We start from the raw sequence: 25,405 nt of genomic DNA on the forward strand, positions 1-25,405 counted from the left end.
CGGATACATAAATTATAATTTATTTAAATTCAACATAAAACAAAATAATGTTTTCTGTTTTTTTTAATATCAAATCCTGACTGCCATCATAGAATAAAAATTTTATAGTACATTTATCTATAATTAAGCGTTGAATATGAAAAAAGTTTTAATTGTTATTCTGGTAGCATTTGTTATCATCCAGTTTTTCCCGATTGATAAGACCAATCCAGCACCTACTCCCGGAATGGATTTTTTAAAAATAAAGAAAACGCAGCCGGAAACTGCCAAACTGATTAAGGTTTCCTGCTATGATTGCCATTCTAACGAAACGGCTTATCCATGGTATTCTAATATTGCACCGGCTTCATGGATTATGAAAAATCATATTGATGAAGGGCGGAAAGCTCTTAATTTTTCTACTTTCGCTATGTATGTACAAAAGGATCAGGCACATAAATTGCAGGAATGTATAGAAATGGTTGAAAGTAAAGAAATGCCGCTTGATTCTTATTTTTTAGGGCATCAAAATGCAAAGTTAAGTGATGAGCAGAGAAAGATTCTGATAGACTATTTTAAAAAAGAGAAAACGGAAACGGAGCGAAAAATGCTTTATTAAATCTTAACGTCATGGAAGAAAATTTGCAAAACAAACATATTGTATTTTTCGACGGTTATTGCGGCGTCTGCAATTTCTGGGTACAATGGATTCTTGAAAGAGACAAAAAAGACCAGTTCCTGTTTGCTTCCCTGCAATCTGATTTTGGCCAAAAATTTCTGGCTGAGCGGGGATTGAATACAAAAATTTTCAACACCATGTATCTCTGGAAGCCCGGCCGGTATTACCTTGAAAAATCCAAAGCAGTTCTAAAAATTGCCAATCTCCTTGGTGGTATTTATAAAGTATCGGCTTTAGGAAAAATTATTCCTTCTTTTTTGAGCGATAAAATTTATGATACTGTTTCTAAAAACAGGATGAAACTTGCCAACCAGAAATGCTATTTGCCTACTCCGCACCAGCGGGCTAAATTTATTCAGGTTTAAACGATATAAGAATATTCAGATTAAAATAAAAGACTGTTTCGTGCGAAACAGTCTTTAATATGTAATAACTACTGATTTAGTGACCAAACGGAATATGATTTTGGCGCACACTGGATTTTCACCCATTTATCAGACTGTGTTGTCGGATACCAGCTTGAGCTGCCCGTAAAATCTTTAATCTGTTGGCTTGCCCAGTTCGTCTGAATCCATCGCTCCTGCCAGCTTGAAGAATTGTTGATGTAGACTACCAATCCGGGATTTCCGTTGTAGCCGTTTCTTCGTGCAATGTATTCGTCGTTGTCGGTATAAAGAATGGAAGTTGTTCCGGTCGCTTTATTATTGTGAATCCAGATGAGATTATTTAATCTTTCTTTGTTCAGCCATTCTTCATAGTCCCTATAAAAAATTGTAGGATATCCTTCATGCGTTAAAATGTAAGCATAAGCCAGCATTTTATTATAGATAATATCTGTGTCGTGATTGGCAACAAATGTAACCGCTTTAAAAGGATTACGTTTCCACATCATATCGTCATTCAATACATTTAAATTACCATTGTCGAATGCTTCATCCATTTTATAATAGGCAGCAAAATCAAACACCGAACTATTGGCGTTATTGGCCCACCATTCCAGCGTATTCACATTAGAATCCCAAAGTTCTCCAACAGAAAATCCGCCGACATTAGAATTCCAGCTGTTCACAACCCATGGCCCGAAACCTTTCACATAATCGAATCTCCAGCCATCGAATTTCATGACATTTTTATAATATTTTCCGACAGAATCGTCCCTTCCCCAAAGCCAGTCCTGAACGTACGGATTAGCGTGGCATAAATCCGGAAAGCCCCCGAAAGAGCCTTCATCATTATTTCCGTAAGCATTTTTATAAAAATCATTGTAGCTTCTCGGAAATTTTCCTGAAGCGACCGCTGAAAAATTCGTCCACGTATTTGAACCTACATAAGGATTATACTCAGACTGTCCGCCACTGTTATGGTTGATAACAATATCGGCGTACACCTGCATATTTTCTGCGTGAGCCTTTGTAATCAATGCTTCAAGTTCTGCGCGTGATCCAAAACGCGTTTCAATGGTTCCGTTCTGATTGTAATTTCCGAAATCATAATAATCGGTAGGATCATATCCCATTGAATACGGCCCGTTCTGCGCTTTTGATGCGGGAGGAAGCCAGACGGCGCCAATTCCGGCATTCGACCAGTCTGTGAGCTTTCCTTTTACGGTATTCCACCAGTTTCCTCCATCCGGCACATCCCAGTAAAATCCCTGCATGAGGACACTCCCACCAGGTCCGGCTACAAATTTTGCATAGGAAGATGTTCCGGTACTGAAAGGTCTTCCGTCGTGATGGGTTACGTTTACAATTTTGCTGTGAACTTCCTTCTGATCTGAAGTTTCATCTGCAATTTCATCATTCTCCCGGCAGGAATAAGCGAAGCCTAAAGCCAGTACTAAAAGTAAAAGATGAGTTTTTTTCATATCTTATTTTTTGATTATTAATGTCTTACCTAAATTACAATTTTATTAAAATAATTTCAAGTGGATGTGAAATAATTTTTATTTTTATCACATATTCTTTATAAACTCTTATTTAAAACATCATTAAAAATTGATAAACTTTAAAGATTTTCGGTACAATTTTTCTATTAATCCATATATTTGCATACTATGGAATACAACACCCAAAAAAACAAGCTTCACCTGCCGGAATATGGCAGAATCATACAACAGTTGATTGAACGTTGCAAAGAGCTTCCTTCCAAAGAAGAAAGAAATGAAATGGCAATGGCAATCATTGATTTTATGGGCCAGAGAAACCCACAGCTTCGCGACGAAGAAAATTATAAGCATAAACTTTGGGATCATCTTTTTATTCTTGCCGATTACGATCTTGATGTAGATTCACCCTATCCTTTTCCTACCAGGGAACAGCTGGCAGAGCCACCTAAAAGAATGGAATATCCTAAACTTCAGGGTGATTTCAAATTCTATGGGAAAAGCATTCTTCAATTAATAGAAAAAGCGATCGAGCTGGAACAGGGAGATGAAAAAGAAGCCCTGATAGAGGTAATTGCCAATAATATGAAGAAATCTTACAATGTATATAATAAAGAGCACGTTACCGATGATGTGATCTTCCGCCATTTGAAAGAACTTTCTGAAAACAGGCTGGATCTTACGGGAATAGACACGCTTGAAAAAAGCAAAATCTATTATACGACCAATAACAGCAACAACCGCAATAATAACAACAGGAATCAGCCTAACAACAGAAACCAATCTAATAACAAAAGACGACACAACAATAACAACAATCATAAAAACAGAAAGTAGATATGAGTGGGACATTTCAGATAAGGGGAGGAAAAAGACTGCAAGGTGAAATTACTCCACAAGGAGCAAAAAACGAAGCTCTTCAAATTCTTTGTGCCGTTTTATTAACCGATGAGGAAGTAAGAATTAAAAATATTCCCGATATCCATGACGTTAATCGATTAATTGAAATTCTGGGCGACTTCGGTGTAAAAGTGACCAAAAACGGACACGGAGATTATACTTTCAAAGCAGATAAAGTTAATTTTGATTACATCAAATCCAATGAGTTTAAAAAAGACGGAGCAAAGCTGAGAGGCTCTATCATGCTGATGGGGCCGATGCTTGCCAGATACGGCGAAGCGTATATGCCGACTCCGGGAGGTGATAAGATCGGAAGAAGAAGATTAGATACTCATTTCCAGGGACTTGTAGAGCTTGGCGCTGAATTTCATTATGATGAAGAAGAATTCTTTTATTCATTAAAAGCCAAAGAACTGAGAGGAAAATTCATCCTGCTGGAAGAAGCTTCTGTAACGGGTACTGCCAATATCGTGATGGCTGCAGCTTTAGCAAAAGGAAAAACCAGGATTTACAATGCAGCTTGCGAACCTTATTTACAGCAGCTTTGTAAAATGCTGAACAGAATGGGGGCGAATATCTCAGGAATCGGTTCTAATTTATTAACCATTGAAGGAGTTGAGTATCTTCACGGAACGGAGCACACCATGCTTCCGGATATGGTTGAAATCGGCTCATGGATTGGCCTTGCAGCCATGACAAAATCTGAAATCACCATTAAAAACGTCAACTGGAACCAGCTCGGCGTGATCCCGAATACCTTCAGAAAGCTTGGTATTCAGCTGGAACAAAGCAATGATGACATTTTCATTCCGACTCAGGAAAACTATAAAATCCAGAAATTTATCGACGGTTCTATCCTTACCGTTTCGGATGCGCCATGGCCGGGATTTACACCAGATCTTCTTTCTATCATTCTTGTTGTAGCAACACAGGCAAAAGGAAGCCTTTTGGTTCATCAGAAAATGTTTGAATCAAGATTATTTTTCGTAGATAAATTAATCGACATGGGTGCTCAGATCATCCTTTGCGATCCGCACCGCGCAACGGTAATCGGACTCAACCAAGAGACTCCGTTAAGAGGAACTACCATGGTTTCCCCTGACATCAGAGCCGGAAATGCACTTTTGATTGCCGCCCTTTCTGCGGAAGGAAAATCAATTATCCATAATATCGAGCAGATCGACAGAGGATATGAAAATATAGACGGACGATTGAAAGCCATAGGAGCAGATATCGAAAGAATTTAAAGCAGAAATTACACATCAACATAAAAGCGTCCGGTGAAAACCGGACGCTTCTCTGTAATTAAAACTATATGAACCTATCTTATAAATACTTTCTGCAGACATATTCTACAGTGGTACTCAGAAGTTTATTTTTATTAAGATACAATTCCAGCGCATTGTAGTCTTCCGAACTTACATTAATATACAGCTGGACAGATCCGAAGCTTCTTCCATTTACATATTCCACATTAGCCGATAACACCCTGTGACAGATCCCGAACTGATTGTATATGGTATTCATCAGCTGTTCAAACTTCATTTTGCCATTCAGTTCAATTTCCAGGATCAATTCTTTTTTAGGCAGATTTATCTTGCTGTTTAAAATCTGCATGTTCGGATTAGGTGTTATCATAACAAAACTTTTCAATTTAAAAACTAATGCTCTTTTCCTTTGTTTAAGCTTAGACAAAAATATAAAAAAATATTAGTCTACCAAATTAGTAGAGTATTATTTTTTTATTTATCTGAAATTTACCTTTTAAACTTTTGTCTAAAAAAAACGGACTCTTTCGAATCCGTTGAATGTTTTATACTTTATTTCAGCTCTTTTATTCGTTGAAGCTTTTCTGAAGCAGCCAGCCCGTTGGGATTACAGCCGGGTTCGCCTTCCGGGACTTTAAGGTTTTTTTTCCTGTAAAAATCTTCCCAGAATGCATTGGTTTTCCCTGTTGCAGGATCAACGAAAGTCATTGATTCCAGTTTAAAAATCTGATTCTCTCTGAAAGCTCTTTCAATAAAATCTGAACAGTAATAAGAATTTTCATCCAGAATATAGTTGAAATTATATGGTTTTCCCAACATAGCGTTTGCCTTTTCTATAGCTGAAGGTATTGCATGCTGATATTGAGGTTTCAGACGATAAACAACAACCGCTTGTCCCTCTTCAGCCTGATCTTTCAGAAAATCATTTAATTGCTGTTTTTGGGAGCCGCCTTTGGGAGCCGCATGCAGAACATACAACTTTCCATTTGCTTTCTCAAGAATTCCAATGTGGTCGAAAGAAGCATTTTTGTGTTTTTGGGTAACATTATTAATGGCACCGGAAAGTCCGGTACTTTTTGCGGTGACAAACAATAAATCCCCGTCCTGAAGCCCGGAATTCCGGTAGATGCTGCAGCTTAAAACAGAGTTAAAAACTACGATTACCGAAAAAAGGTATAAGAAAAATTTACTTTTTAAAATTGGCTTCATAACAATCGATCCAGTCCTGAACTGTCATTTTTTTACTTACTTCAGCGAGTAATTCAAAGGGAATATCATCCATTTTTTTGAAACGCACACAGGATTTTCCCATATCCAGTTTCCTTTTAGAATGTTTCGGAAATTCTTCCACAAACCAATCCAGCAGATCCGGTTTGGCATACATTCCCATATGGTAAAACGCAATAAAATTCTTCTGGGAAGCAATGCTTATAAAAGGCAACGGCGTTCCCGGAGTACAGTGATAACCGGCGGGATAAGTTTCCAGAGGAACCGCCCAACCGATCATTCCGTAGCTGCTGCCTTGTGAAAAACCTTCCGGCAAATTGTTGTTAATGGTATCAAAAAGCTTTCTGAAAACATCCTGTCTTTCTTCAGGGATCTTCGAAAGATAATCATCTATTGAAATGGATTCTATCTGCATTTTTTCAAATTTTATAATTTTTTCAAAATAACGAAAATTTAACGGAACCAGATTTAAATTAATAAGCTTGTTCAAACCAATTTAAAATTAACTACAAATAAAAAATTCGACAGAGTCAATATAACCTTTTGCGGTTAAATAAAAATCAGCTTTAAAATTTAAAGCTGATTTATCAATATTTCTTTGATGAAAAATTTATTTCACAAAATTGTAAACGCTGAACACCTGAACATTTTTACCGTCTTTGTCCAGGAAAAGTAATTTATTGGTGGCTGAAACAAACTGTACCAAATTCCCGTCTGTAAAACCGTAATTCTGGAAGAAATTTCTACCTTTATAATCTACCGTAAGTTCTTTTGGAGTCAGGCTGCCGAAATCAAAAGTTTTCATTGAAAAACCTGTATTTCCGAATGTGCCTTTTGGATAAAATGCGGAAACATACAAATTGTCTCCGGATTCAATCACCTGAACTCTTCTTCCTGAAGGATTGCTTCCCAGTGGTACAAACTGTTTTACCTCTCCTTCTTTATTGAATTTCATTAAAACTCCTACATCAAGGGTATAAACAGGATCCGGAAAACGATTCATTGCTGTAGGTAACGGTCTCGAAACCGTTTCCTGCTGAACCGCCATTAAAACCTCATCGCCTTTTATGATGGTCTTAATTACTTTTACGTCACTCATGTCTTGGGCACCTGCAAGATTGGTATTGCTGATTATCGCTTTCCCTGATTTAATATCATAAAACATTACTGTCCCGAAAGTACTTCCGCCCATTTTAACCGCCTGGTTTTTTCTTCCGAAAGTTACCAGATAATCATTGTCATCTTTGCTGATTGCGTATAATTTTTCGGGAATATATTTATCATCAAAAGGTAAATCTTTATCTTCTGTATTAGAAACCATTTCCATTTTGTAAGACTCTTTCCAGCCGGCAGCTTTGCGGAGCAAAACGATCTTCCCGGAATTCGTTAGGGTTAAAGATTTTTCCACATAATCACTGCTTAACGTAATTTCTTTATTCCAAAGCGGTGTCAATGTTCTTAAATCGATTACCAGAGCATCATTAACGTTACCTGTCTTCTTCGTTGAATATCTGTCGTTGAATACTGCCGCATATTTCCCGTTCTCGGAAAAAACTATATAAGTTGTCCCCGATTTGTTTGCGGATTCAATCGTATATTTTGCGATGCTTTTTGTCGTAAAACTTCCCGTTTTTTTGCTGAAAACATGCTGAAAAACTTCTTTCCTGTTTTCTTTACCGAAATATTCTTCTGTAAATGCCACCAATCTGTCTTCATCAATCTGTTGCGACCCGAGATAGTTGTGGAGCACGCCGTTGGTTTTATTTGCGTAATCCTGAGTATACGTGTCCACAAGACTTCCGTTCTGATCCAGCTTTCTCATCAGCAGTTTTTTATGCGGAAAGACATTTCTCATCAGCCCGTCAATATTGATCGCACTGAACATATATGAATTGTAATCGTCTGCCAGAACCAGTTTTGCATCTGTTTCAAGATTGTCATCCGTTGTAAATTTTGTCCCTTCCACAACCTTCACCTGAGCAAATGCACATACAGAAGCTGTGATCATCACTGAGGCAATAATCTGTTTAATCATGTAATTTTCTTTAGTTATTGTAAATTTTTTGTTCTAATTTTTTTAATTCAAGATTGGCATCATAGGATAATTTGATGTCTACCAGGTGCTCCTGAAGTGCATTTAAATATTTTTCCGCCTCTTTAGAATTTCCTAAAGCAAGATTCAGCCTTATTAGATTAAAATAAAGATACTCTCCTATTTTCTGGTTGTATAAAGCTTTTTTATCACTGTAATTCACTTTACCAAGCGCAGCCTTCCACATATCGATTCCTTTCTGCATGTTTTCCATGGCTACTTTATTCGGAGCGTAGTCAGACTTTGCCTGAAGCTTTTTAAGATTAGTCGTTACATAGATATATGCTTTTTCCAGATCATCATAATCTCCTTTATTTTTTACTGTTTCTAAAGCTACCGAAGAATTGATGACCTGATATCCGAAATGATCATTAATAATATTTCTGGTACGGTCCATTGTTCTCTGGAGATATGATTTTTCATGTGCGTTCAGGTTGACCTCATTTGTAGGTACACTTGCAATTTCTGCAAAGTCGGAAAAATAGGTTTTATCCAGTTTTACCACTCCGTTTTGTTTACCGATAATTCTTACCGGCTGGTTGGCAAATGTTTTTCCCTGATTGTCCTGAAAATTCGTTCTTTCCATTTCAATCTGTAGGTCAAGATAATTTCCACCTTTTGAAAAGCCTGCAACATCTATTTGTGAAGCAAGAATTTTGTTGTCCACAATTAATGCATCTCTCAGGTCGGGCTGTCTGTAAACCGGCATTGGCGGGATATTAAGTACAGGCCTTGAAGGCAGTGTCAAAACCGGAGCGCCGTTTGTAGTGGCAATTTTTTCAACAGCAGACAATTTGCTGTATTCTGCAGATTCGAGTTTGAATTTTTCCTGAAGTTTTTTAACTTCAGCCTCATAATCTTTCAATCTTTCCTGATGTTCTATTTTAGCTGTTTCTACATTGGCCTTATAATGATTTACCTGATTCTGATAATCTTCTTTTGACATCCTCAAAACATCATCTTTTGTAATATTATAAGGAGATTTTACAGTAATCGTATAATTTCTGTTGGCTGCCTCTGTTGTAAAAACAGGCTCTTTCAACAATTGAAAGCTGATGGTCTCTTTATCAATTCTCTGCCCTAAAACAGACTGAACCGAAAATAAAACAACAGTAATAAATAAATTTATTTTCATGATATAAAATACTTAATTCTGGGCAAAAATAAAATAATTTATAAATAAAATACTTATCGCAGTATTAATAATTAGCTTTTTATAAATCATTAATATCATTTGGATAAATTCTTTCTTTGCCTGCTTTATTGTATTATTGACAAATTAAATCTTATTTTTGCCATACAAATTTTTCAATAATGCCGAATATTTCAAACAGAGCACTGCACATGCCGCCTTCGCCGGTAAGAAAACTGGTTCCATTTGCCCTGAAAGCAAAGCAGAAAGGAATAAAAGTCTATCATCTGAACATCGGGCAGCCCGATATTGAAACACCGGAAACGGCACTGAATGCTTTAAAGAATATCGATCTTAAAGTTTTGGAATATGCTCTTTCCGAAGGTAATATAGAATATAGAAAAGCGTTAACAGATTATTATCATTCATTAGGATTCAATGATCTTACAACCGATAATTTCATCGTTACCAACGGCGGTTCGGAAGCTTTGAATTTTGCCATCTCCACTTTGTGTGACGACGGCGATGAAGTGATCATCCCGGAACCTTATTATGCAAATTACAACGGTTTTACAAGCACATTCAATGTAAACGTTGTTGCCGTTCCTTCTACCATAGATACAGGATTTGCCCTTCCTCCGATTGAAGAATTTGAGAAAAAAATTACAGCAAAAACAAGAGCGATCGTTATCTGCAACCCCGGAAATCCTACCGGTTACCTATATACCCGTGAAGAGCTTCAAAAATTGGCAGAAATTGCCCTTAAATATGACATTGTTGTGATTTCAGACGAAGTGTACAGAGAATATGTATATGACGGAAAACAGCAGGTTTCCATGCTCGCTTTCCCTGAATTGGCAGAAAACTGCATCATTATCGATTCCGAATCGAAACGTTATTCTATGTGCGGTGTAAGAATCGGATGTATGATTACCCGTTCTAAAAAGATCCATGATGCGGCAATGCTTTTTGCGCAGGCAAGGCTAAGCCCGGTTTTATTGGGACAAATTGCGGCCACTGCAGCACACCAAAATGATGGAGCCTACATCAGAGCTGTAAGAGAAGAATACACCCACAGAAGAAATGTATTGGTAGATGCTTTAAACGCTATTCCGGGAGTGATCTGCCCGAAACCGAAAGGAGCTTTCTACTGTGTTGCCGAGCTTCCTGTAGATGATACCGAGAAATTCGCACAATGGCTGCTTGAAAAATATTCCAACCAGAACGAAACCATTATGGTGGCTCCGGCCGGGGGATTCTACAGCAATCCGGAATTAGGAAAAAAACAGGTAAGAATTGCTTACGTTTTAAAACAAGAAGACCTGATAAGAAGTGCCGCTATTTTAAAAGATGCGCTTGATCAATATAAACTGGAATTCAGTCTTTAATCTGAAAAAAATTACTTATCAGCAATAAAAACTTAGAAATGGATTCCAAGCTTTTATTGCTGATATTTTTTAACGATATTAATGAATTTGTAACATGATTCAAATGCAGGAAAATTTTTCACTTAAGGCGCATAATACATTTGGTGTTGATGCAAAGGCGAGATATTTCATAGAAGTTCATTCTACAGAAGAATTAATCGAAGCACTGAACCATTCCAAAACAAATACTTTACCGCTGCTCTTTTTAGGCGGAGGAAGCAATATTCTGCTGACAAAAGATTTTGAAGGATTAGCCATCAAACTTAGCCTAAAAGGCATTCATGAAGATTTCATCAACGACAACGAAGTTTTGGTAACAGCAAAAGCAGGTGAAAACTGGCACGAATTCGTACGATTCTGTCTTGAAAAAAATTATGGCGGACTGGAAAATCTTTCATTAATTCCCGGAAATGTAGGAACATCACCCATGCAGAATATTGGTGCTTACGGCACGGAAATCAAAGATACTTTTGTAAACTGTACCGTTCTTAACCTTGAAAACCTGCAGCTGGAAACCTTCAACCTTGAACAATGCCGATTCGGGTACAGAGATTCTGTTTTTAAGCAGCAAGGAAAAGGAAAGTATGTAATTTTAGATGTAGCTTTTAAATTAACAAGAAAAGATCATCATATCAAAACAGAATATGGCGCCATACAATCTGAACTGGAACATTTGGGAATTGAAAAACCAACGATTCAGGATGTTTCGCGTGCGGTAATCAATATCAGGCAAAGCAAACTCCCTGATCCGAAAGAAATCGGCAACGCCGGAAGTTTCTTTAAAAACCCCACAATTCCTTTACCGCAATTTGAACAATTAAAGGAAAAATTCCCACAGATTCCGGGATATGCCAACGGAGATTTTGTGAAAGTTCCTGCCGGATGGCTGATTGAGCAATGTGGATGGAAAGGAAAGCAAATAGGCAATGTTGCCTCGCACAAACTTCAGGCTTTGGTTATTATCAACGCTACAGGAAATGCTACCGGAAAAGAAATTTTCGATTTTTCTTCGATGATTATTGATTCTGTGAACGAAAAATTCGGGATTGAGCTGGAAAGGGAAGTGAATATTATTTAAGATAAACTGTAAAACTTTGTCAAAGTTTAGAACTTTGACAAAGTTTTTAGCAATTTACTTATTTTAGATAAATTTATTTTTAATCAAATTAATCTTATTACTCAAGAAAAATATTAGATTTTTTCTTATTTTCCTCAACATATCTTCTATAGCTTTCAGAATTTTCTTTTCCTTGTGAAGGATCAGCAATGTATTCATTTCTCTTTTTAATATATTGATCTTTAGTAATCAAAATTCCTTTTTTAAAATCCATAGCTAGTTTAACTTTATTAATTGAAATCGCTTCAAAATTAAAATAGCCATGCTCTTCGGATACTTGTAATATAAGTCCGGGTAAGCCTCTGAATTTGTAAGGACCGTCATTAATAGGTATATCGTAGGTAAACCAAGCTATATAATTTTTATTGTCAACAGTTACCGTAGCTTTACTACATTTATAACCTAAAATACTCTTATTTTCTTTTTTTGAAATCTTCCAGGAAAGTATATCAGAACTTTTGAAGGTATAAAGATCTCTCATGAAAACCGAAATAAGTATATCATTCTGATCCTTATATACAGAATGTTTTACTTTAGCTTGAGGGAAACCATTTAAGCTAATAGTCCGTATGTCACCTTTATTGACAGGTGCTTCAAGCTGCTTATTTAGAGCATCAATACTTGCTTTATAGTATTCACTATAATAAACAGATTTTTTACCATTAGTTAGCAATATCATAGGTTCAGTCACCGAATTATTTTTATCTAAAGTATCTTTGATAAATGTGAAATTATATCTTACTTGTAATTCAGAAAGCTCTGATTTGGACTGGCTTTTTATAAAAATTGCAGATATAATAAAAGTGAATGTTAAAAAATATTTCATAAATATTAATAGTATATTTGGATCTAAATATTAGAATAATATTTATCATCCTATAATTAGCAAGCGAAAATAGTTACTAAATAATAGGATGATAAATAATGTCTATGATAACAGTCCTACATTCTACGTAAAATACTCGTAGCTACTGTGCCCACAAAGTGAACGGTTCATACCCTGCCATTCACTGATAGTTTTTTCATTGTGTTTAAAAATTTAAATTAGTATTATGTTTATTTCACTTAGTAAAGATATAATTTACTAATTTTACTGATCAACAACTAAAAGTTATAAAATCAACAACCGTTGGTTGTAATTTTAAAAAGTATTACTTTAGCTTTAAAACATAATTTGATGAGTTTAGAAACAAAACTTCGTAAACTAAGAGAACAAAAGGGGTGGTCACAAATGGATGTAGCCCATCAACTGGATATTTCTCAGTCTGCTTATAATAAATGGGAAGCCGGACAGGCAAAACCAACTTTACCCAATCTTCAGAAATTAGCAGAAATTTTTGAAGTTGACTTTTTAGATTTGGTACAAGCACAAATTCCAAACATAGACATGTCCAATGCAAAGTTTGAAGATTCACAAAGTGTAATTTTTGAATCAACAATAAATACTCTATCTCCAGAATTGATTAGCAAAATCTTAGACAATCAGGAACAAATGGTAAAACTCATGGAAAGTCAAAGTAAGCTGATAGAATCTCTGCTAAAAAATAATTTCCTGAATAAACTCAAAGAAAACCACACAATATGAAAATAGCTATTCTCGGGGCCGGAAACATGGGGCTCTCTTTTTCAAAATCATTCCTGAAATACGAACTGATAAAACCGGAAAACCTTCATTTAATCACAAGAAATCAATCTAAATTTTCCAAAATAGCAGAAGAATTTCCAAAATCCAAGATTTCAACTTTTGATGAAGTTGAAGAACTTGATGCCGATTTAATCATTATCGCTGTCAAACCCCAGGATTTCAGGCATGTTGCGGAAAATTTCAGGTTTCGGCTTAAAGAAAACCAGATGGTTTTATCCATCATGGCCGGAATTAAAATCGAAAAAATTCAACAATTATTAAACCACCCTTTAGTTGTAAGGGCAATGCCGAACTCCCCTACTCTTTTGGGGATGGGAATTACAGGCTATACCTCGGCGGCAGGAATTTCCTTCAGCCAGCTCATCAATATCGAAAGATTACTGAATTCAACTGGAAGATCCGTTTATCTTGAAAATGAAGAATTATTAGATGGCGTTACGGCACTTTCCGGAAGCGGGCCGGCATATTTTTACTATATTGTAGATGCAATGATTAAAGCAGGAGTGGAAATGGGAATTGATGAAAACCTGTCGAAACTTTTCGTAAATCAGACGATGCTCGGCGCTTACCACCTGATTAATAATTCCGACAAAAATTTAGAAGAACTTATTAAAGACGTTGCCTCAAAAGGCGGAACAACAGAAGCGGCTCTGAAAACTTTTAATGAAAATAATTTAAAGGAAATCCTGAAAAACGGCATTCTGAATGCTGAAAAAAGAGCAAAAGATCTGAATAATGGCTAACCGATTAAGTATAATTAATTTGTTAAGTTTAAAATGTAATATAGCTTAAATTCCTACGGGATGCTAACTTTATTAAATTGTGAATCTAATACTTAATCAACGATTTTACACTTTTCTTCAATTAAAATTTTTAATAAAAATCCTAAAAAGGCACCAAAAGTATTCAGCAGGACATCATCTACCTCAAAAATCCCCATTCTGGAAAAATATTGAAGTGCTTCTACGATAACAATTGCTGAAATAAAAGTAAATAACAACGTTTTCAAATCATTAAGCTTCAGAGATATCCAACCCAGAAAACCGAAAGGAATAAACATAATGATATTTCCTCCGACAATGATGATGATATCTTTCCATGAAATAGACCCTTTTATAAAATTTATTGTTGAAAATATAGGTTCAATAGTTAGCAAATTATCTTCATACTGCGTTCTGCCCATCCCGAAAAACATCAGGTAAAGCAGAAATACAGTATAGGGAACAATACCAATTTTATAAAATTTCTTTAACATCGTATGCAAATTTATTCATTTCAAAAACATTAAATTTGTATTATAAATAAATTGAATGAAATACGTTTTACTTACGCTCATTTCAGCGATGCTATTATCCATTTCGTGGCCTACTTACGGAGTTCCTTTTTTTATATTTTTTGCGCTGGTTCCGCTTCTTATGATGGAGCATGGTGTTTCTAAATTTTCAGATTATAAAAGAAAAAGCTGGGTCGTTTTCGGGCTATCGTATCTATGCTTTATAATTTGGAATGTGGTGACTACCGGCTGGCTGTACGGATCTAAAAACCCAGACGGGAGCCATTCAATGATGGCAGTTTTATTTCCGGTACTCGTAAATTCATTCTTATATTCACTTGTTTTTCAGTGCTATCACTGGTATAAAAATGCACAGGGAACGTATTGGGGACTGGCCTTTTTAGTGGCTATCTGGATGAGTTTTGAAAAATTCCATTTAGGATGGGAACTTACCTGGCCGTGGCTGAATCTGGGCAACGTATTTTCAGAGTACCCGAAACTGATCCAATGGTATGATACACTGGGAGCTACAGGGGGAAGCTTCTGGATTTTAGTAGTAAATGTTCTCATTTTTTACACGGTAAGAATCTGGCAGGCCGGAAGAAAAAGAAAAGATTTAATTAAAAACACATCAATTGTAGCAGCTGTGATTATCGTTCCAATGATTATTTCAGGCATGCAATACAATAACTTTAATGAAAAACCAATCGGCAGCGTCAATGTGCTGATGCTTCAGCCGGATCTGGATCCTTATGCGGAAAAATATTCCAAAGACAGCCTGGTTATCGAAAATGATCTTTTGGATCTGGCCGAAAAAAATTCAAAAGGAAAGATAGATTATTACATTGCTCCTGAAACCGCACTTCCGGGCAGAGGTTCCATTTCGGAACGTAGTTTTGAAAAAAGTGTTATCCTAAATAATATTAAAGAATTTTTATCTAAACATCAGGGTTCTGTATTTGCTACAGGAATTTCTTCACACAAGTTTTACACTGCCGGAGAAAATCTGCCTAAAGAAGCCTACCAGCTGAATCCCGGGCTTTGGGTTGAAAGTTTTAATTCTGCCGTTCAGGTTATTCCTAATAGAAAGGTTGAAGTATATCATAAAGGAAAGCTGGTTCCGGGTGTTGAGATCTTTCCTTATATGAGCTATTTAAAGCCTCTTTTAGGCGATGCCATGCTTAATCTTGGAGGAACTGTCGCTTCTTTAGGTACCGATAAAGAAAGAGTGGCCTTTGCCAATCCTTTCAACAAAGGAAAGATAGCTCCAATCATTTGTTACGAGAGTATTTATGGTGAATTTACCGGAGAGTATGTAAAAAAAGGAGCCAATTTTTTAGGAATTATGACCAACGATTCCTGGTGGGGTGTTACAGAAGGCCACCGACAGCTTTTGTCTTATGCAAGGCTTCGCGCGATAGAGACCAGAAGAGAGATTGCAAGGGCTGCCAACAGCGGAATTTCGGCTCATATTGATGCGAAGGGAGAAATTATTGAAGATACTTTTTACGGAGATAAAACCGCCCTATTTGCAAAAATAAACTTATACGACACTATGACTTTCTACACGAGAGCCGGAGATTTGCTTTCAAGATTTTCGATTTTTGCTTTGGGGTTCCTTTTGTTTTATTTTTTAATTAAAAGATTTCAGGCAAGAACGAAGAAAAGATAGAAAAACAGGAAGTTGGGTAAAGAAACAACGAGATTATTTGAAGCAATTACCACTAAGTTATTTGTAAATAATTTTCAAAAGATTTGTCTATCTAAAAAATTCTTCGTTATTTTGCACTCTCAAATATTATAGTACAAATAAGAACATCGAGATATGTCAAGAATTTGCCAAATAACAGGAAAGCGTGCAATGGTTGGTAACAACGTTTCTCACGCTAATAACAAAACGAAGCGTCGTTTTGAAATTAACTTATTGGAGAAGAAGTTTTACCTTCCGGAGCAAGATAAGCACGTAACACTGAAAGTATCAGCTCATGGATTGAGAGTGATTAACAAGATTGGAATCGAGGAAGCTCTTGAAAGAGCAACCAGAAACGGATTGATTAAAAAGTAATTGAATCATGGCAAAAAAAGGAAACAGAGTTCAAGTAATCCTTGAATGTACAGAGCATAAAGAAAGCGGTATGCCAGGAATGTCGAGATACATTTCTACAAAGAATAAAAAGAACACCACTGAAAGACTGGAGTTGAAAAAGTACAACCCTGTTCTTAAGAAAGTAACCGTTCACAAAGAAATCAAGTAATTATTAAAATATAATTTACCATGGCAAAGAAAGTAGTAGCAACCCTACAAAGCGGTCAGTCTAAAAAAATGACCAAAGTGGTGAAAATGGTTAAGTCTTCCAAGTCAGGAGCTTACGTTTTCGAAGAAAAAGTAATGAATGCAGACGAAGTAGACGGTTATTTGAAAAAATAATCTACACTTTATTTACAATATAAAAAACTACTCAGCTTTTGGGTAGTTTTTTTGTTATCTTTGTTTTTAATCTAGCTGGAAGTCAGAAGCCGGGAGCCAGAAGTTGGTACAATTTGCAAAAACTTCAGACTTCCATCATCCAGCCTCCATCAATAAACATAAAATTCCGTTATTCATAAAGATGAGTTGGTTTAAAAAAATTTTTAAAAAAGAAGAAAAGGAAACCTTAGATAAAGGATTGGAAAAATCCAGCCAGGGGTTTTTCGAAAAAATGACGAAAGCCGTAGTCGGCAAAAGCAAAGTAGACGACGAGGTTCTGGATGACCTTGAAGAAGTACTTATTGCCTCCGATGTAGGAGCTTCTACCACCATCAAAATCATAGAAAGAATTGAACAGCGTGTTGCAAAAGATAAATATGTAAGCGTAAATGAGTTAGACAAAATTCTTCGTGAGGAAATTTCAGGATTATTGCTGGAAAATCCTCATGCAGGAACAGGAAATATAGATACTTCCAAAAAACCTTACGTCATTATGGTGGTAGGAGTAAATGGTGTAGGAAAAACAACAACCATCGGGAAACTGGCTCATCAATTTACCTCTGAAGGTAAAAAAGTTGTATTGGGAGCTGCAGATACGTTTCGTGCTGCCGCAGTAGATCAGCTGGTCATCTGGAGCCAGCGTGTGGGTGTTCCTATCGTGAAACAGGAAATGGGATCAGATCCCGCTTCCGTGGCGTTTGACACGGTACAAAGTGCTGTTGCCCAAAATGCTGATGTTGTAATTATTGATACGGCGGGAAGGCTTCACAATAAAATCAATCTGATGAATGAGCTTTCCAAAATTAAACGAGTAATGCAAAAAGTTATTCCGGATGCACCACATGAGGTTTTATTGGTTCTTGACGGCTCTACGGGTCAAAACGCTTTTGAGCAGGCCAAACAGTTTACTGCCGCTACAGAAGTGAATGCTCTGGCAGTAACAAAACTAGACGGAACAGCGAAAGGCGGTGTTGTAATAGGCATTTCAGACCAGTTCCAGATTCCGGTGAAGTATATTGGTGTCGGCGAAAAGATGCAGGACCTGCAATTGTTTAATGGTACAGAGTTTGTAGATTCATTTTTCAAGAAGAGATGATGTAAAAATCATATTTTCCCAAAATCAGCACTAAACTAAATTAAATATTAACATTAAAAAAATGCAATTATGGGATTTTTAACATGGATTATTTTCGGACTGCTGGCCGGAGCACTTGCTAAAGCAATAATGCCAGGAAAACAGGGAGGCGGAATGCTGATCACTATGATTCTGGGGATCATCGGCGCTTTTATTGGGGGAGCAATAGGCGTATATGTACTTCATTGGGGGGATGTAGATTCTTTCTGGAATTTCAGAAGCTGGATCCTGGCCATCGGAGGAGCTTTACTGGTTCTGTGGATATACGGAATGCTTACGCGGAAGACAAACGCTTAATTAAAGCTGATAAAATTAAAACGGCGGATTTGAAATTTCAAATCCGCCGTTTCTTTGTACAATATAATTTAGTTAATTTTAATCTGGTAAGGCATTTCCATTTTTATTTCAGACTGCAGCTTTCTCTTTTCTGTAACCTGCTGAAGAATTTCATAGTTTGATTTTCCGATCTTGTTTTTAATCACTCTTGCCGAAATTTCATCCTGATTCAGGTCTTTAAATATCTGCTCGAAAGGCGTCATGCTTTTCGGGTATGAAGCGACGGCATAAGATTTTAAGCCCGCTTTCTGTGCAGCAAATTTTACCGCATCATTCAATGTTCCCAGCTCATCTACAAGACCTATTTGTTTGGCCCTTGTTCCGCTCCATACTCTTCCTCCGCCAATAGCATCAATCTGTTCAAAAGTCTTTTTTCTGTTCTGCGTTACAAAATACACAAATCTTTTATAGGTACCTTCAACACTTCTCGTAATAAGGTTTACTCCGTAAGGGGTAACGCCATTTAATGCGGAATAATACTGAGAATTGGCATTCGTAGAAACAATGTCTGAGCGGATTCCGTTTTTATTGGCAACATCCTTGAAATAAGGAATGACGCCGAAAACACCTATGGATCCAGTTAAAGTATTAGGTTCAGAGTAAATCTTATCTGCTGCCATCGCAATGTAATAACCGCCGGAAGCCGCATAATCACCAAAGGAAACAATAAGTGGTTTTTTCTTTTTTAACTGTTGAAGCTCAAAAAGAATTTCATCGGACGCATTGGCACTTCCTCCAGGAGAGTTAATTCTAAAGACCACAGCTTTTACTTTATCGTTATTTTGAAGGTCTTTAATATATTTAATATATTTTTCAGAATAAATGTCATTATACTCATCTCCTCCGTAGATTGATCCTGAGGCATATAAAACAGCAATTTTATCTCCGGATTTTTCATCTTCAGAATACGAAGCAATATATTTCCCTAAAGAAATTTTATTTAATTTTTCATCATCCTTAATGTTCAGTTTTGATTTAATCAACCGATCGTATTCTGTTTTCTGCATCAGCTTATCTGCAAGTTTGTATTTAAGCCCCAATTCAGGAATCATTCCGTAAAGGCTGTCAACTACGGTTCTGAAAGCAGCTGTATCAATTTTTCTTGAAGCCGCCATTTTTGAGGATGTGTTTTTCCAGATATCATTCAGAAGAGTGCTCAGCTGTTCCCTATTCTCGGGAGAAATATCATTTCTGAGGAATGGTTCAACGGCAGATTTGAATTTTCCGTGACGGATTACTTCAATTCCAATTCCATATTTATCCGCAAATTCCTTGAAGAAGGTTACTTCTGTGGCAAGACCTTTGAGTTCAATCATACCTGCCGGATTCAGGTAATACTGATCGGCAACAGAACCTAAATAATAGGAAGCCTGTGAAACGGCATTTCCATATGCATACACAAACTTACCGCTTCTTTTAAAATCTGCAATAGCATCTCGAAGATCATCAATCTGGGTAACTCCTGCATTAAGGTAATCTGCCTCAATACTGATTCCTTTAATATTATCATCTGTTTTGGCTTTGTGAATCGCCTCTACTGCATCATAAATCAGAACACTTTTGTTCTGATCGCTGATATCAAACAATCCTGTCTGCTCTTCAGTAGGGCTGTCAATGATATTGGTTTTGAGATTAATCGTAAGTACCGAATTCTTTTTTACAACTACAGACTTTTCACTTCCCATGGCACTAAAAACCAGCATTATGATGAAAAAGAAGAAAAACACAACACATAATATGACAATAGCCACTATATTTGCGAGTACATTTTTAAAAAAGCTTTTCATAAATAATCATTTTTCAATATGTCGCAACATAAAGTCGTTTTGTTACTTGGAAGTAATCTCGGGGATCAAAAAAAAAACCTGCGGACCGCTCTGGACAAAATAAAACAGGCAGGAAATGAAATATTTAAAGTAAGTGATTTTTTAACATCCGAGCCGGTGGAATTTGCCAGTTCCAATATTTTTTGTAATATTGCAACAATAATATTCACACATCTTTCGCCATTTCAGCTCCTTACCCTTATAAAAAGTATTGAAGCGGAAATGGGACGAACAGACGATTCTGCTGTAACCGGCGGCCATACCGATAGGGTTATTGATATTGATATCGTTACGTTCAATGAAATAAAATTTGTATCAGCAAGGTTAAGAATCCCTCATAAGAAACACCTTTCTGAAAGAGAATTTTCAAGAATATTATTAAAAGATTTTATCTAAAAAACATAAAAAACATATTGTATGAAATTAAGTTTATTGTTATTGGCTGCAATGCCTGTTGCAATGTATGCACAGGATAGTATTGCTGTCAGCTCTACTGATATGTATCCCAATACATTTTCTTCAGGTTCAGCGAACGTCCAACCTTTTAATAATACAACAAGACGATTTAACGACTGGTCTGTATCAATAGGAGGGGGTGCGGCGTTTATGGTTCATTCGGATCTTAAATCCATTACCGATCAAAAGGTTAACTGGGGGTATAATTCCTATGTAAGCTTAGACAAACAGATCTCGCATGTTTTCGGGATAAGCCTTATTTATCAGAGAGGTGAAACAACACAGAAGGCGCAGCTGGAAGGAGCAGCAGGTATTGCCGCGGGAATCGGGGAGGCAAAAACGAAATTTAATCAGATTGCTTTATTGGGTGATATTAATTTTTCCAATCTTTTAAGAAGAGTTGATAATCATTCTCCGTACAGATGGGCCGCGCATGGATACGCAGGTATTGGTGTGATGAACTTCAATACGTCATTGCATGACAATAATGAATTCAGATGGAGTAATGCTCCCGCAAGAATCCCTTTGTTCATTAATCAGAAACTAGATATAAATTCCATTTATTATCAGTTTGGGCTTGGGGTAAAATATAATGTTTCCAGGCTTATTGATATTGAAGCAAGAACCATGTATATCATCAGTGGAGATGATGAGTTCGATGGTGGCGGATATGCAGGTCCTGGAGACTATGATCCAAGCTCCGGAGTTTCAAAATATAATATGATTGACAAAAGAAGATCTGATAATGCATGGACTATAAATCTCGGCCTTTCTTTCAAATTAGGAAAGCATATGACACATCTCGCATGGCACGATCCTCTCCAAGAGGCATACTACAGAGCTTATATCCTCGAAAACAAGAACCCTGAACTTCTTGTATGCGAAAAAGGAGATGCAGATAATGATGGTGTTTGCGACGACTGGGACAGACAGCCTGATACCCCTTCAGGAGCAAGAGTGGATGGTGCCGGCGTTGCACTAGATATTGATATGGACGGAACTATAGATTTATATGACAAATGTATAACTGTTCCAGGACCTGTTGAAAACCAGGGTTGCCCTACAAATAAATAAAACTATTATTAAATAACTAAAAAAAATACATATGAAATTAAGTTTAGCGATTGTTGCATTAGCATTAGCTGTTCCCGCAACAGGCTTTGCACAAGACTCAACAGCAGTCTCTTCAGGCAGAGAATACCCAAATACATTCTCTTCAGGTTCTGCAAATATTTCCCCGTTCACAAATAAATCAAAAAGGTTCAATGATTGGGCAGTTTCATTTGGTGCCGGTGTACCATTGGTTCAGTCTGCAGATTTAACTTCCTTAAAAAACGGTAATGGTAAAAATCTATTTGGTTATTCCGCATACGTAAGTATTGATAAAGCAATTACCCACGCTTTCGGAATTAATTTGCAATATGACAGAGGAGAAACCAGACAAGGATGGTTCAATACAAAAAAAGACGCACCCGCTAATGCATCGGCAAAACAGCAGGTTGGTGCACGAACACAGTATGATGCCATTTCATTAATCGGAGACGTTAACCTTTCCAACCTGTTCAGAAGAGTGGATAACCACTCCCCATACCGATGGGCCTTGCATGGATATGCCGGCTTAGGAACTTTGGCATACCGTGCATACCAGAAAGATGAGACAGGAGACAGAATGGTAACTGAAGTTAAACCTTTTAAACTTGGCTCTATGTTTGCACAAGCCGGAGCAGGTCTTAAATTCAAGGTAAACCATAGAATTGATCTTGAAGGAAGAGTAATGTATGCGATTACCGGTGATGATGAGTTCGATGGTGGAGGCGACAAATATAGCGCTATCAACCAAAGAGAAGAACAGGTTTCCGACAACTTCTTTAATGCAACACTGGGGCTTTCCTTGAAACTGGGTAAACATGAATCTCATGTGATGTGGCATGATCCGCTTCAGGAAATGTATTATAAACTGGATGTTCTGGCCAGCAAAAATCAGGATATTGAAGTTTGTAAAAAAGGCGATCTTGATAATGATGGTGTTTGTGATGACTGGGACAGACAACTTGACACTCCTTCGGGAGCAAGAGTAGACGGTGCCGGTGTTGCTCTTGATACTGATCTCGACGGAGTAGTTGATCTTTACGATAAATGTGTAACCGTTCCGGGACCAGTTGAAAACAATGGATGCCCTACATCTACTCCTGTACCAGACGGACCAGTGATAGAGGGTGAAACAAAATTAGAAGGAATTGAATTTGATTTAAACTCAGACAGAATCTTACCTTCAAACACTCCTATCCTAAACAATGCCGTAAACTATATCAACTCTTCCAATGGATCTTATACCGTAATAGGCGCTACCGACACCAGAGGATCTGATGCCTATAACCAAAAATTATCTGAAAGAAGAGCAAACAGTGTTAAAAATTATTTAATCGAAAATGGTGTTCAGTCCGATAAATTAAATGCTGTAGGAAAAGGTGAGAAAAATCTTAAATATCCAGAATGTAACCCTGCAACAAAATGCCCTGAATGGAAAAACAGAGCCAACAGAAGGGTTTATTTTGAGGCTAAATAATATTGCTCATTTCATAAACAATACTAAAGTCACGCAAAGCGTGGCTTTTTTCGTTAGCTTAGTTTTACTATTTTTATCCCATGATTTCCCAACAAGATTTTCAAGAATTAAAATTTAAAACCTTACAATATTTTTGGGGGTATAGTACCTTCCGGGATTCCCAGGAAGCCATTATTGATTCTGTCATTAATGAGAAAGACACCCTCGTTCTTTTACCAACCGGCGCCGGAAAATCGCTTTGTTATCAGCTTCCTGCCTTACTAAAAGAAGGAACCTGCCTCGTAATTTCGCCTCTTTTGGCATTAATGAAAGATCAGGTAAGCCAGCTGAAAGCAAGAGGTATTGAAGCCGAATATTTGTCTTCCGAGTTGGATGAATATGATGCTGAAGGCATTTACAATCGTTGTAAGGAAGGATTGACAAAATTGTTGTATATCTCTCCGGAACGATTGACCAATAAACAATTTCTTCAGAATATCGAAGAAATTCAGATGTCTTTTATTGCGGTGGATGAAGCACACTGTATTTCGGAATGGGGACAGGATTTCAGACCAAGTTACCAGAATATTAAAGAATTCAGAAGAAATAATCCTAAAATTTCCTGTCTGGCTTTAACGGCAACAGCAACACCGAAAGTTCTGGATGAAATTAAAGCAAAGCTTGAACTTAAAAATCCGCAGGTTTTCCAGAGAAGTTTTAAAAGGGATAATATCAGAATTTTTACTGAAGAGATTTCCGATAAATTCCAGAAAATCTATGACATCCTGAAGTTTACCAGACAGTCGGGCATTATTTATGTAAGAACAAGAAAAGAAGCCGAGCTTCTCAGCGAATTTTTACAAAAAAAACAATTAAAAAACGTTGATTTTTTTCATGCAGGCCTCACAACTAAAGACAAAAACGCTAAACAAACCATCTGGAACAACAGTGACAGCCATGTTCTCATTTCAACTAACGCTTTTGGGATGGGGATTGATAAAGACAATGTACGTTTTGTGATTCACTATTCCCCTTCTCCTTCCATTGAAAACTATTACCAGGAAATCGGAAGAGCAGGAAGAGATGACGAGGAAAGCTTTGCCTTTTTGCTTTGGGACAAACAGGAGCTTTCCAATTTTGACGACATTCTAAAAAACCAGATTCCGAACAAGGCAGAATTCTTAAAGATCCTTAGCTACCTCTACTCCATTTTCCAGGTAGCAGAATTTGAAATGCCCGAAAAAGTTTTTGAGCTGAATTTAAACGGAATTCAGAATTTTACAAAGCTTTCATCAGCCAAAATTAAAAACGTCCTGAATTTTCTTCACAATCAGGAAATTATCTATTTCAACGACTATAAAAGCCTTTCTTCCCTGCAGCTTCTGATGCAGCCTGATGAGATAGATCAGCTTCCTCAAAAAGATTCTTATTTTATTGAGCTTATGCTTCGTACAGTTTCAGGAATTACAGCGCACAAAGTAATGTTCAGCGAACAACAGGTAAGCAATAAGATCGGGGTTAGTGTTCATTTAATTAAAGAAAGACTGAAAGAGCTTCAGCAGAAAGGATATGTTGAATATATTGACGGTGCCTTATCCAGCATTAAATTTCTAAGGCCAAGAGACGAAAGATTAAATAATTCCCAATACTGGAAGCTTTTTGAACACATTCAGAAAAACAAAATTCAGAAATGGGAAGAAATGAAATTTTACATTGAGGATAGCCGATACTGTAAGATGAAACTGATTCTCACTTATTTTGGTGAAAAGAAATCTAAAAACTGCGGAAAATGTTCAGTTTGCGAAAGAAACAGGCAGTCTATTTTCGGAAAGAATATTTCTGGTGAAATCATTCAGGTGCTTGCTGAAAAGCCCTGCACGATAGAGGAAATTTCCATTCAGCTGAATTATCATCCTAAAGAAAATATTCTGGAAACTCTTATTTATCTTTTAGATTCCGGCAAAGTGAAAATGCTTAATTTCAGAACATATGCTTTAGCCTAAGTTATATCTAATTTTA

The 25,405-nt window shown here is 36.8% G+C and carries 27 protein-coding genes; 18 read left to right on the top strand and 9 right to left on the bottom strand.

The window, feature by feature from the left end; all coding sequences use genetic code 11:
* The first annotated feature begins 136 nt into the window (after window positions 1-136).
* A complete protein-coding gene (locus SOP96_RS13360; protein ID WP_326321432.1) occupies window positions 137-598 on the top strand; it encodes a heme-binding domain-containing protein in 462 nt (153 codons plus the stop codon).
* Window positions 599-609: 11 nt separating this feature from the next.
* The gene (locus SOP96_RS13365; protein WP_326321433.1) at window positions 610-1,023 is read left to right on the top strand and encodes a thiol-disulfide oxidoreductase DCC family protein; all 414 of its coding nucleotides are present in this window, start codon (window positions 610-612) and stop codon (window positions 1,021-1,023) included.
* Between the two features lie 68 nt (window positions 1,024-1,091).
* Here SOP96_RS13365 and SOP96_RS13370 read toward each other — a convergent pair whose 3' ends face one another.
* A complete protein-coding gene (locus SOP96_RS13370) occupies window positions 1,092-2,522 on the bottom strand; it encodes an alpha-amylase (RefSeq protein WP_326321434.1) in 1,431 nt (476 codons plus the stop codon).
* A gap of 189 nt (window positions 2,523-2,711) precedes the next feature.
* Between SOP96_RS13370 and SOP96_RS13375 the strand changes: the two genes are divergently transcribed.
* Both SOP96_RS13375 and murA read left to right on the top strand, forming a co-directional pair.
* Window positions 2,712-3,377, top strand: coding sequence for a DUF4290 domain-containing protein (locus SOP96_RS13375; RefSeq protein WP_326321435.1), 666 nt, complete (start codon window positions 2,712-2,714; stop codon window positions 3,375-3,377).
* A 2-nt stretch (window positions 3,378-3,379) separates the two neighbouring features.
* Window positions 3,380-4,687 (top strand): UDP-N-acetylglucosamine 1-carboxyvinyltransferase, encoded by a 1,308-nt coding sequence (murA, locus tag SOP96_RS13380; RefSeq protein ID WP_326321436.1) that lies wholly within the window; start codon window positions 3,380-3,382, stop codon window positions 4,685-4,687.
* 79 nt (window positions 4,688-4,766) lie between these two features.
* On the opposite strand, the gene SOP96_RS13385 is transcribed toward murA, so the two are convergent.
* The 5 genes from SOP96_RS13385 to SOP96_RS13405 all read right to left on the bottom strand — a co-directional run bounded on the left by SOP96_RS13385 (window position 4,767) and on the right by SOP96_RS13405 (window position 9,162).
* On the bottom strand, window positions 4,767-5,078 hold the full coding sequence (locus tag SOP96_RS13385) for an NIL domain-containing protein (protein WP_326321437.1): 312 nt from the start codon (window positions 5,076-5,078) through the stop codon (window positions 4,767-4,769).
* Window positions 5,079-5,260: 182 nt separating this feature from the next.
* Complete coding sequence (locus SOP96_RS13390) at window positions 5,261-5,917, bottom strand: YiiX/YebB-like N1pC/P60 family cysteine hydrolase (protein ID WP_326321438.1); 657 nt, start codon at window positions 5,915-5,917, stop codon at window positions 5,261-5,263.
* Window positions 5,895-6,350 (bottom strand): DUF1801 domain-containing protein, encoded by a 456-nt coding sequence (locus SOP96_RS13395; RefSeq protein WP_326321439.1) that lies wholly within the window; start codon window positions 6,348-6,350, stop codon window positions 5,895-5,897. Before SOP96_RS13395 ends, SOP96_RS13390 begins: the two co-directional genes overlap by 23 nt.
* A gap of 195 nt (window positions 6,351-6,545) precedes the next feature.
* Complete coding sequence (locus tag SOP96_RS13400) at window positions 6,546-7,970, bottom strand: hypothetical protein (protein ID WP_326321440.1); 1,425 nt, start codon at window positions 7,968-7,970, stop codon at window positions 6,546-6,548.
* Between the two features lie 10 nt (window positions 7,971-7,980).
* Window positions 7,981-9,162: a hypothetical protein gene (locus SOP96_RS13405; RefSeq protein WP_326321441.1), complete on the bottom strand. Its 1,182-nt coding sequence runs from the start codon at window positions 9,160-9,162 to the stop codon at window positions 7,981-7,983.
* Between the two features lie 179 nt (window positions 9,163-9,341).
* Here SOP96_RS13405 and SOP96_RS13410 point away from each other — a divergent pair, with 179 nt between their 5' ends.
* Window positions 9,342-10,547, top strand: coding sequence for a pyridoxal phosphate-dependent aminotransferase (locus tag SOP96_RS13410; RefSeq protein WP_326321442.1), 1,206 nt, complete (start codon window positions 9,342-9,344; stop codon window positions 10,545-10,547).
* 97 nt (window positions 10,548-10,644) lie between these two features.
* Window positions 10,645-11,664 (top strand): UDP-N-acetylmuramate dehydrogenase, encoded by a 1,020-nt coding sequence (gene murB, locus SOP96_RS13415; RefSeq protein ID WP_326321477.1) that lies wholly within the window; start codon window positions 10,645-10,647, stop codon window positions 11,662-11,664.
* Between the two features lie 97 nt (window positions 11,665-11,761).
* Here murB and SOP96_RS13420 read toward each other — a convergent pair whose 3' ends face one another.
* Window positions 11,762-12,529: a GLPGLI family protein gene (locus SOP96_RS13420; RefSeq protein ID WP_326321443.1), complete on the bottom strand. Its 768-nt coding sequence runs from the start codon at window positions 12,527-12,529 to the stop codon at window positions 11,762-11,764.
* A 351-nt stretch (window positions 12,530-12,880) separates the two neighbouring features.
* On the opposite strand from SOP96_RS13420, the gene SOP96_RS13425 reads away from it, so the two are divergent.
* Both SOP96_RS13425 and proC read left to right on the top strand, forming a co-directional pair.
* Window positions 12,881-13,288 carry a helix-turn-helix domain-containing protein gene (locus tag SOP96_RS13425; RefSeq protein ID WP_326321444.1) on the top strand — a complete coding sequence of 136 codons (408 nt, stop codon included), beginning with the start codon at window positions 12,881-12,883 and terminating at the stop codon, window positions 13,286-13,288.
* Window positions 13,285-14,091: a pyrroline-5-carboxylate reductase gene (gene proC, locus SOP96_RS13430; RefSeq protein WP_326321445.1), complete on the top strand. Its 807-nt coding sequence runs from the start codon at window positions 13,285-13,287 to the stop codon at window positions 14,089-14,091. Before SOP96_RS13425 ends, proC begins: the two co-directional genes overlap by 4 nt.
* Before the next feature lie 92 nt (window positions 14,092-14,183).
* On the opposite strand, the gene SOP96_RS13435 is transcribed toward proC, so the two are convergent.
* Window positions 14,184-14,603: a VanZ family protein gene (locus tag SOP96_RS13435; RefSeq protein WP_326321446.1), complete on the bottom strand. Its 420-nt coding sequence runs from the start codon at window positions 14,601-14,603 to the stop codon at window positions 14,184-14,186.
* 55 nt (window positions 14,604-14,658) lie between these two features.
* On the opposite strand from SOP96_RS13435, the gene lnt reads away from it, so the two are divergent.
* From lnt to SOP96_RS13465, 6 genes are all read left to right on the top strand, one after another.
* Entirely contained in the window at window positions 14,659-16,293 is a 1,635-nt protein-coding gene (lnt, locus tag SOP96_RS13440; RefSeq protein ID WP_326321447.1) for an apolipoprotein N-acyltransferase, read from the top strand.
* 153 nt (window positions 16,294-16,446) lie between these two features.
* The gene (rpmB, locus tag SOP96_RS13445) at window positions 16,447-16,686 is read left to right on the top strand and encodes a 50S ribosomal protein L28 (RefSeq protein WP_029294538.1); all 240 of its coding nucleotides are present in this window, start codon (window positions 16,447-16,449) and stop codon (window positions 16,684-16,686) included.
* Window positions 16,687-16,693: 7 nt separating this feature from the next.
* A complete protein-coding gene (rpmG, locus tag SOP96_RS13450; RefSeq protein ID WP_027379950.1) occupies window positions 16,694-16,876 on the top strand; it encodes a 50S ribosomal protein L33 in 183 nt (60 codons plus the stop codon).
* Window positions 16,877-16,896: 20 nt separating this feature from the next.
* The gene (locus tag SOP96_RS13455; RefSeq protein ID WP_002976755.1) at window positions 16,897-17,049 is read left to right on the top strand and encodes a DUF4295 domain-containing protein; all 153 of its coding nucleotides are present in this window, start codon (window positions 16,897-16,899) and stop codon (window positions 17,047-17,049) included.
* A 181-nt stretch (window positions 17,050-17,230) separates the two neighbouring features.
* On the top strand, window positions 17,231-18,184 hold the full coding sequence (ftsY, locus tag SOP96_RS13460) for a signal recognition particle-docking protein FtsY (protein WP_326321448.1): 954 nt from the start codon (window positions 17,231-17,233) through the stop codon (window positions 18,182-18,184).
* A 69-nt stretch (window positions 18,185-18,253) separates the two neighbouring features.
* Window positions 18,254-18,520: a GlsB/YeaQ/YmgE family stress response membrane protein gene (locus SOP96_RS13465; protein WP_326321449.1), complete on the top strand. Its 267-nt coding sequence runs from the start codon at window positions 18,254-18,256 to the stop codon at window positions 18,518-18,520.
* Between the two features lie 68 nt (window positions 18,521-18,588).
* Here the strand turns inward: SOP96_RS13465 and sppA are convergent, their stop codons facing one another.
* Complete coding sequence (sppA, locus tag SOP96_RS13470; RefSeq protein WP_326321450.1) at window positions 18,589-20,346, bottom strand: signal peptide peptidase SppA; 1,758 nt, start codon at window positions 20,344-20,346, stop codon at window positions 18,589-18,591.
* Between the two features lie 18 nt (window positions 20,347-20,364).
* On the opposite strand from sppA, the gene folK reads away from it, so the two are divergent.
* From folK to SOP96_RS13490, 4 genes are all read left to right on the top strand, one after another.
* Complete coding sequence (folK, locus tag SOP96_RS13475) at window positions 20,365-20,781, top strand: 2-amino-4-hydroxy-6-hydroxymethyldihydropteridine diphosphokinase (RefSeq protein WP_326321451.1); 417 nt, start codon at window positions 20,365-20,367, stop codon at window positions 20,779-20,781.
* A 21-nt stretch (window positions 20,782-20,802) separates the two neighbouring features.
* Entirely contained in the window at window positions 20,803-21,915 is a 1,113-nt protein-coding gene (locus SOP96_RS13480; RefSeq protein ID WP_326321452.1) for an OmpA family protein, read from the top strand.
* Window positions 21,916-21,946: 31 nt separating this feature from the next.
* Window positions 21,947-23,407, top strand: a complete 1,461-nt coding sequence (locus tag SOP96_RS13485) for an OmpA family protein (protein ID WP_326321453.1) — start codon at window positions 21,947-21,949, stop codon at window positions 23,405-23,407.
* An 80-nt stretch (window positions 23,408-23,487) separates the two neighbouring features.
* On the top strand, window positions 23,488-25,389 hold the full coding sequence (locus SOP96_RS13490) for a RecQ family ATP-dependent DNA helicase (protein ID WP_326321454.1): 1,902 nt from the start codon (window positions 23,488-23,490) through the stop codon (window positions 25,387-25,389).
* Window positions 25,390-25,405 lie beyond the last annotated feature (16 nt).

The organism is Chryseobacterium salviniae, from assembly GCF_035819015.1.
In the GTDB taxonomy this organism is placed as follows: Bacteria; Bacteroidota; Bacteroidia; order Flavobacteriales; family Weeksellaceae; genus Chryseobacterium; species Chryseobacterium salviniae.

Excerpts from the sequence above, each read along its gene's own strand:
- SOP96_RS13370 (WP_326321434.1), bottom strand. The coding sequence starts at position 2,522 with ATGAAAAAAACTCATCTTTTACTTTTAGTACTGGCTTTAGGCTTCGCT.
- rpmG (WP_027379950.1), top strand. The coding sequence starts at position 16,694 with ATGGCAAAAAAAGGAAACAGAGTTCAAGTAATCCTTGAATGTACAGAG.
- SOP96_RS13480 (WP_326321452.1), top strand. The coding sequence starts at position 20,803 with ATGAAATTAAGTTTATTGTTATTGGCTGCAATGCCTGTTGCAATGTAT.
- SOP96_RS13375 (WP_326321435.1), top strand. The coding sequence starts at position 2,712 with ATGGAATACAACACCCAAAAAAACAAGCTTCACCTGCCGGAATATGGC.
- SOP96_RS13395 (WP_326321439.1), bottom strand. The coding sequence starts at position 6,350 with ATGCAGATAGAATCCATTTCAATAGATGATTATCTTTCGAAGATCCCT.
- rpmB (WP_029294538.1), top strand. The coding sequence starts at position 16,447 with ATGTCAAGAATTTGCCAAATAACAGGAAAGCGTGCAATGGTTGGTAAC.
- SOP96_RS13485 (WP_326321453.1), top strand. The coding sequence starts at position 21,947 with ATGAAATTAAGTTTAGCGATTGTTGCATTAGCATTAGCTGTTCCCGCA.
- SOP96_RS13435 (WP_326321446.1), bottom strand. The coding sequence starts at position 14,603 with ATGTTAAAGAAATTTTATAAAATTGGTATTGTTCCCTATACTGTATTT.
- SOP96_RS13455 (WP_002976755.1), top strand. The coding sequence starts at position 16,897 with ATGGCAAAGAAAGTAGTAGCAACCCTACAAAGCGGTCAGTCTAAAAAA.
- SOP96_RS13360 (WP_326321432.1), top strand. The coding sequence starts at position 137 with ATGAAAAAAGTTTTAATTGTTATTCTGGTAGCATTTGTTATCATCCAG.
- SOP96_RS13365 (WP_326321433.1), top strand. The coding sequence starts at position 610 with ATGGAAGAAAATTTGCAAAACAAACATATTGTATTTTTCGACGGTTAT.
- SOP96_RS13490 (WP_326321454.1), top strand. The coding sequence starts at position 23,488 with ATGATTTCCCAACAAGATTTTCAAGAATTAAAATTTAAAACCTTACAA.
- SOP96_RS13425 (WP_326321444.1), top strand. The coding sequence starts at position 12,881 with ATGAGTTTAGAAACAAAACTTCGTAAACTAAGAGAACAAAAGGGGTGG.
- murA (WP_326321436.1), top strand. The coding sequence starts at position 3,380 with ATGAGTGGGACATTTCAGATAAGGGGAGGAAAAAGACTGCAAGGTGAA.
- proC (WP_326321445.1), top strand. The coding sequence starts at position 13,285 with ATGAAAATAGCTATTCTCGGGGCCGGAAACATGGGGCTCTCTTTTTCA.
- SOP96_RS13465 (WP_326321449.1), top strand. The coding sequence starts at position 18,254 with ATGGGATTTTTAACATGGATTATTTTCGGACTGCTGGCCGGAGCACTT.
- SOP96_RS13420 (WP_326321443.1), bottom strand. The coding sequence starts at position 12,529 with ATGAAATATTTTTTAACATTCACTTTTATTATATCTGCAATTTTTATA.
- lnt (WP_326321447.1), top strand. The coding sequence starts at position 14,659 with ATGAAATACGTTTTACTTACGCTCATTTCAGCGATGCTATTATCCATT.
- ftsY (WP_326321448.1), top strand. The coding sequence starts at position 17,231 with ATGAGTTGGTTTAAAAAAATTTTTAAAAAAGAAGAAAAGGAAACCTTA.
- SOP96_RS13410 (WP_326321442.1), top strand. The coding sequence starts at position 9,342 with ATGCCGAATATTTCAAACAGAGCACTGCACATGCCGCCTTCGCCGGTA.
- SOP96_RS13385 (WP_326321437.1), bottom strand. The coding sequence starts at position 5,078 with ATGATAACACCTAATCCGAACATGCAGATTTTAAACAGCAAGATAAAT.
- sppA (WP_326321450.1), bottom strand. The coding sequence starts at position 20,346 with ATGAAAAGCTTTTTTAAAAATGTACTCGCAAATATAGTGGCTATTGTC.
- SOP96_RS13400 (WP_326321440.1), bottom strand. The coding sequence starts at position 7,970 with ATGATTAAACAGATTATTGCCTCAGTGATGATCACAGCTTCTGTATGT.
- folK (WP_326321451.1), top strand. The coding sequence starts at position 20,365 with ATGTCGCAACATAAAGTCGTTTTGTTACTTGGAAGTAATCTCGGGGAT.
- SOP96_RS13405 (WP_326321441.1), bottom strand. The coding sequence starts at position 9,162 with ATGAAAATAAATTTATTTATTACTGTTGTTTTATTTTCGGTTCAGTCT.
- SOP96_RS13390 (WP_326321438.1), bottom strand. The coding sequence starts at position 5,917 with ATGAAGCCAATTTTAAAAAGTAAATTTTTCTTATACCTTTTTTCGGTA.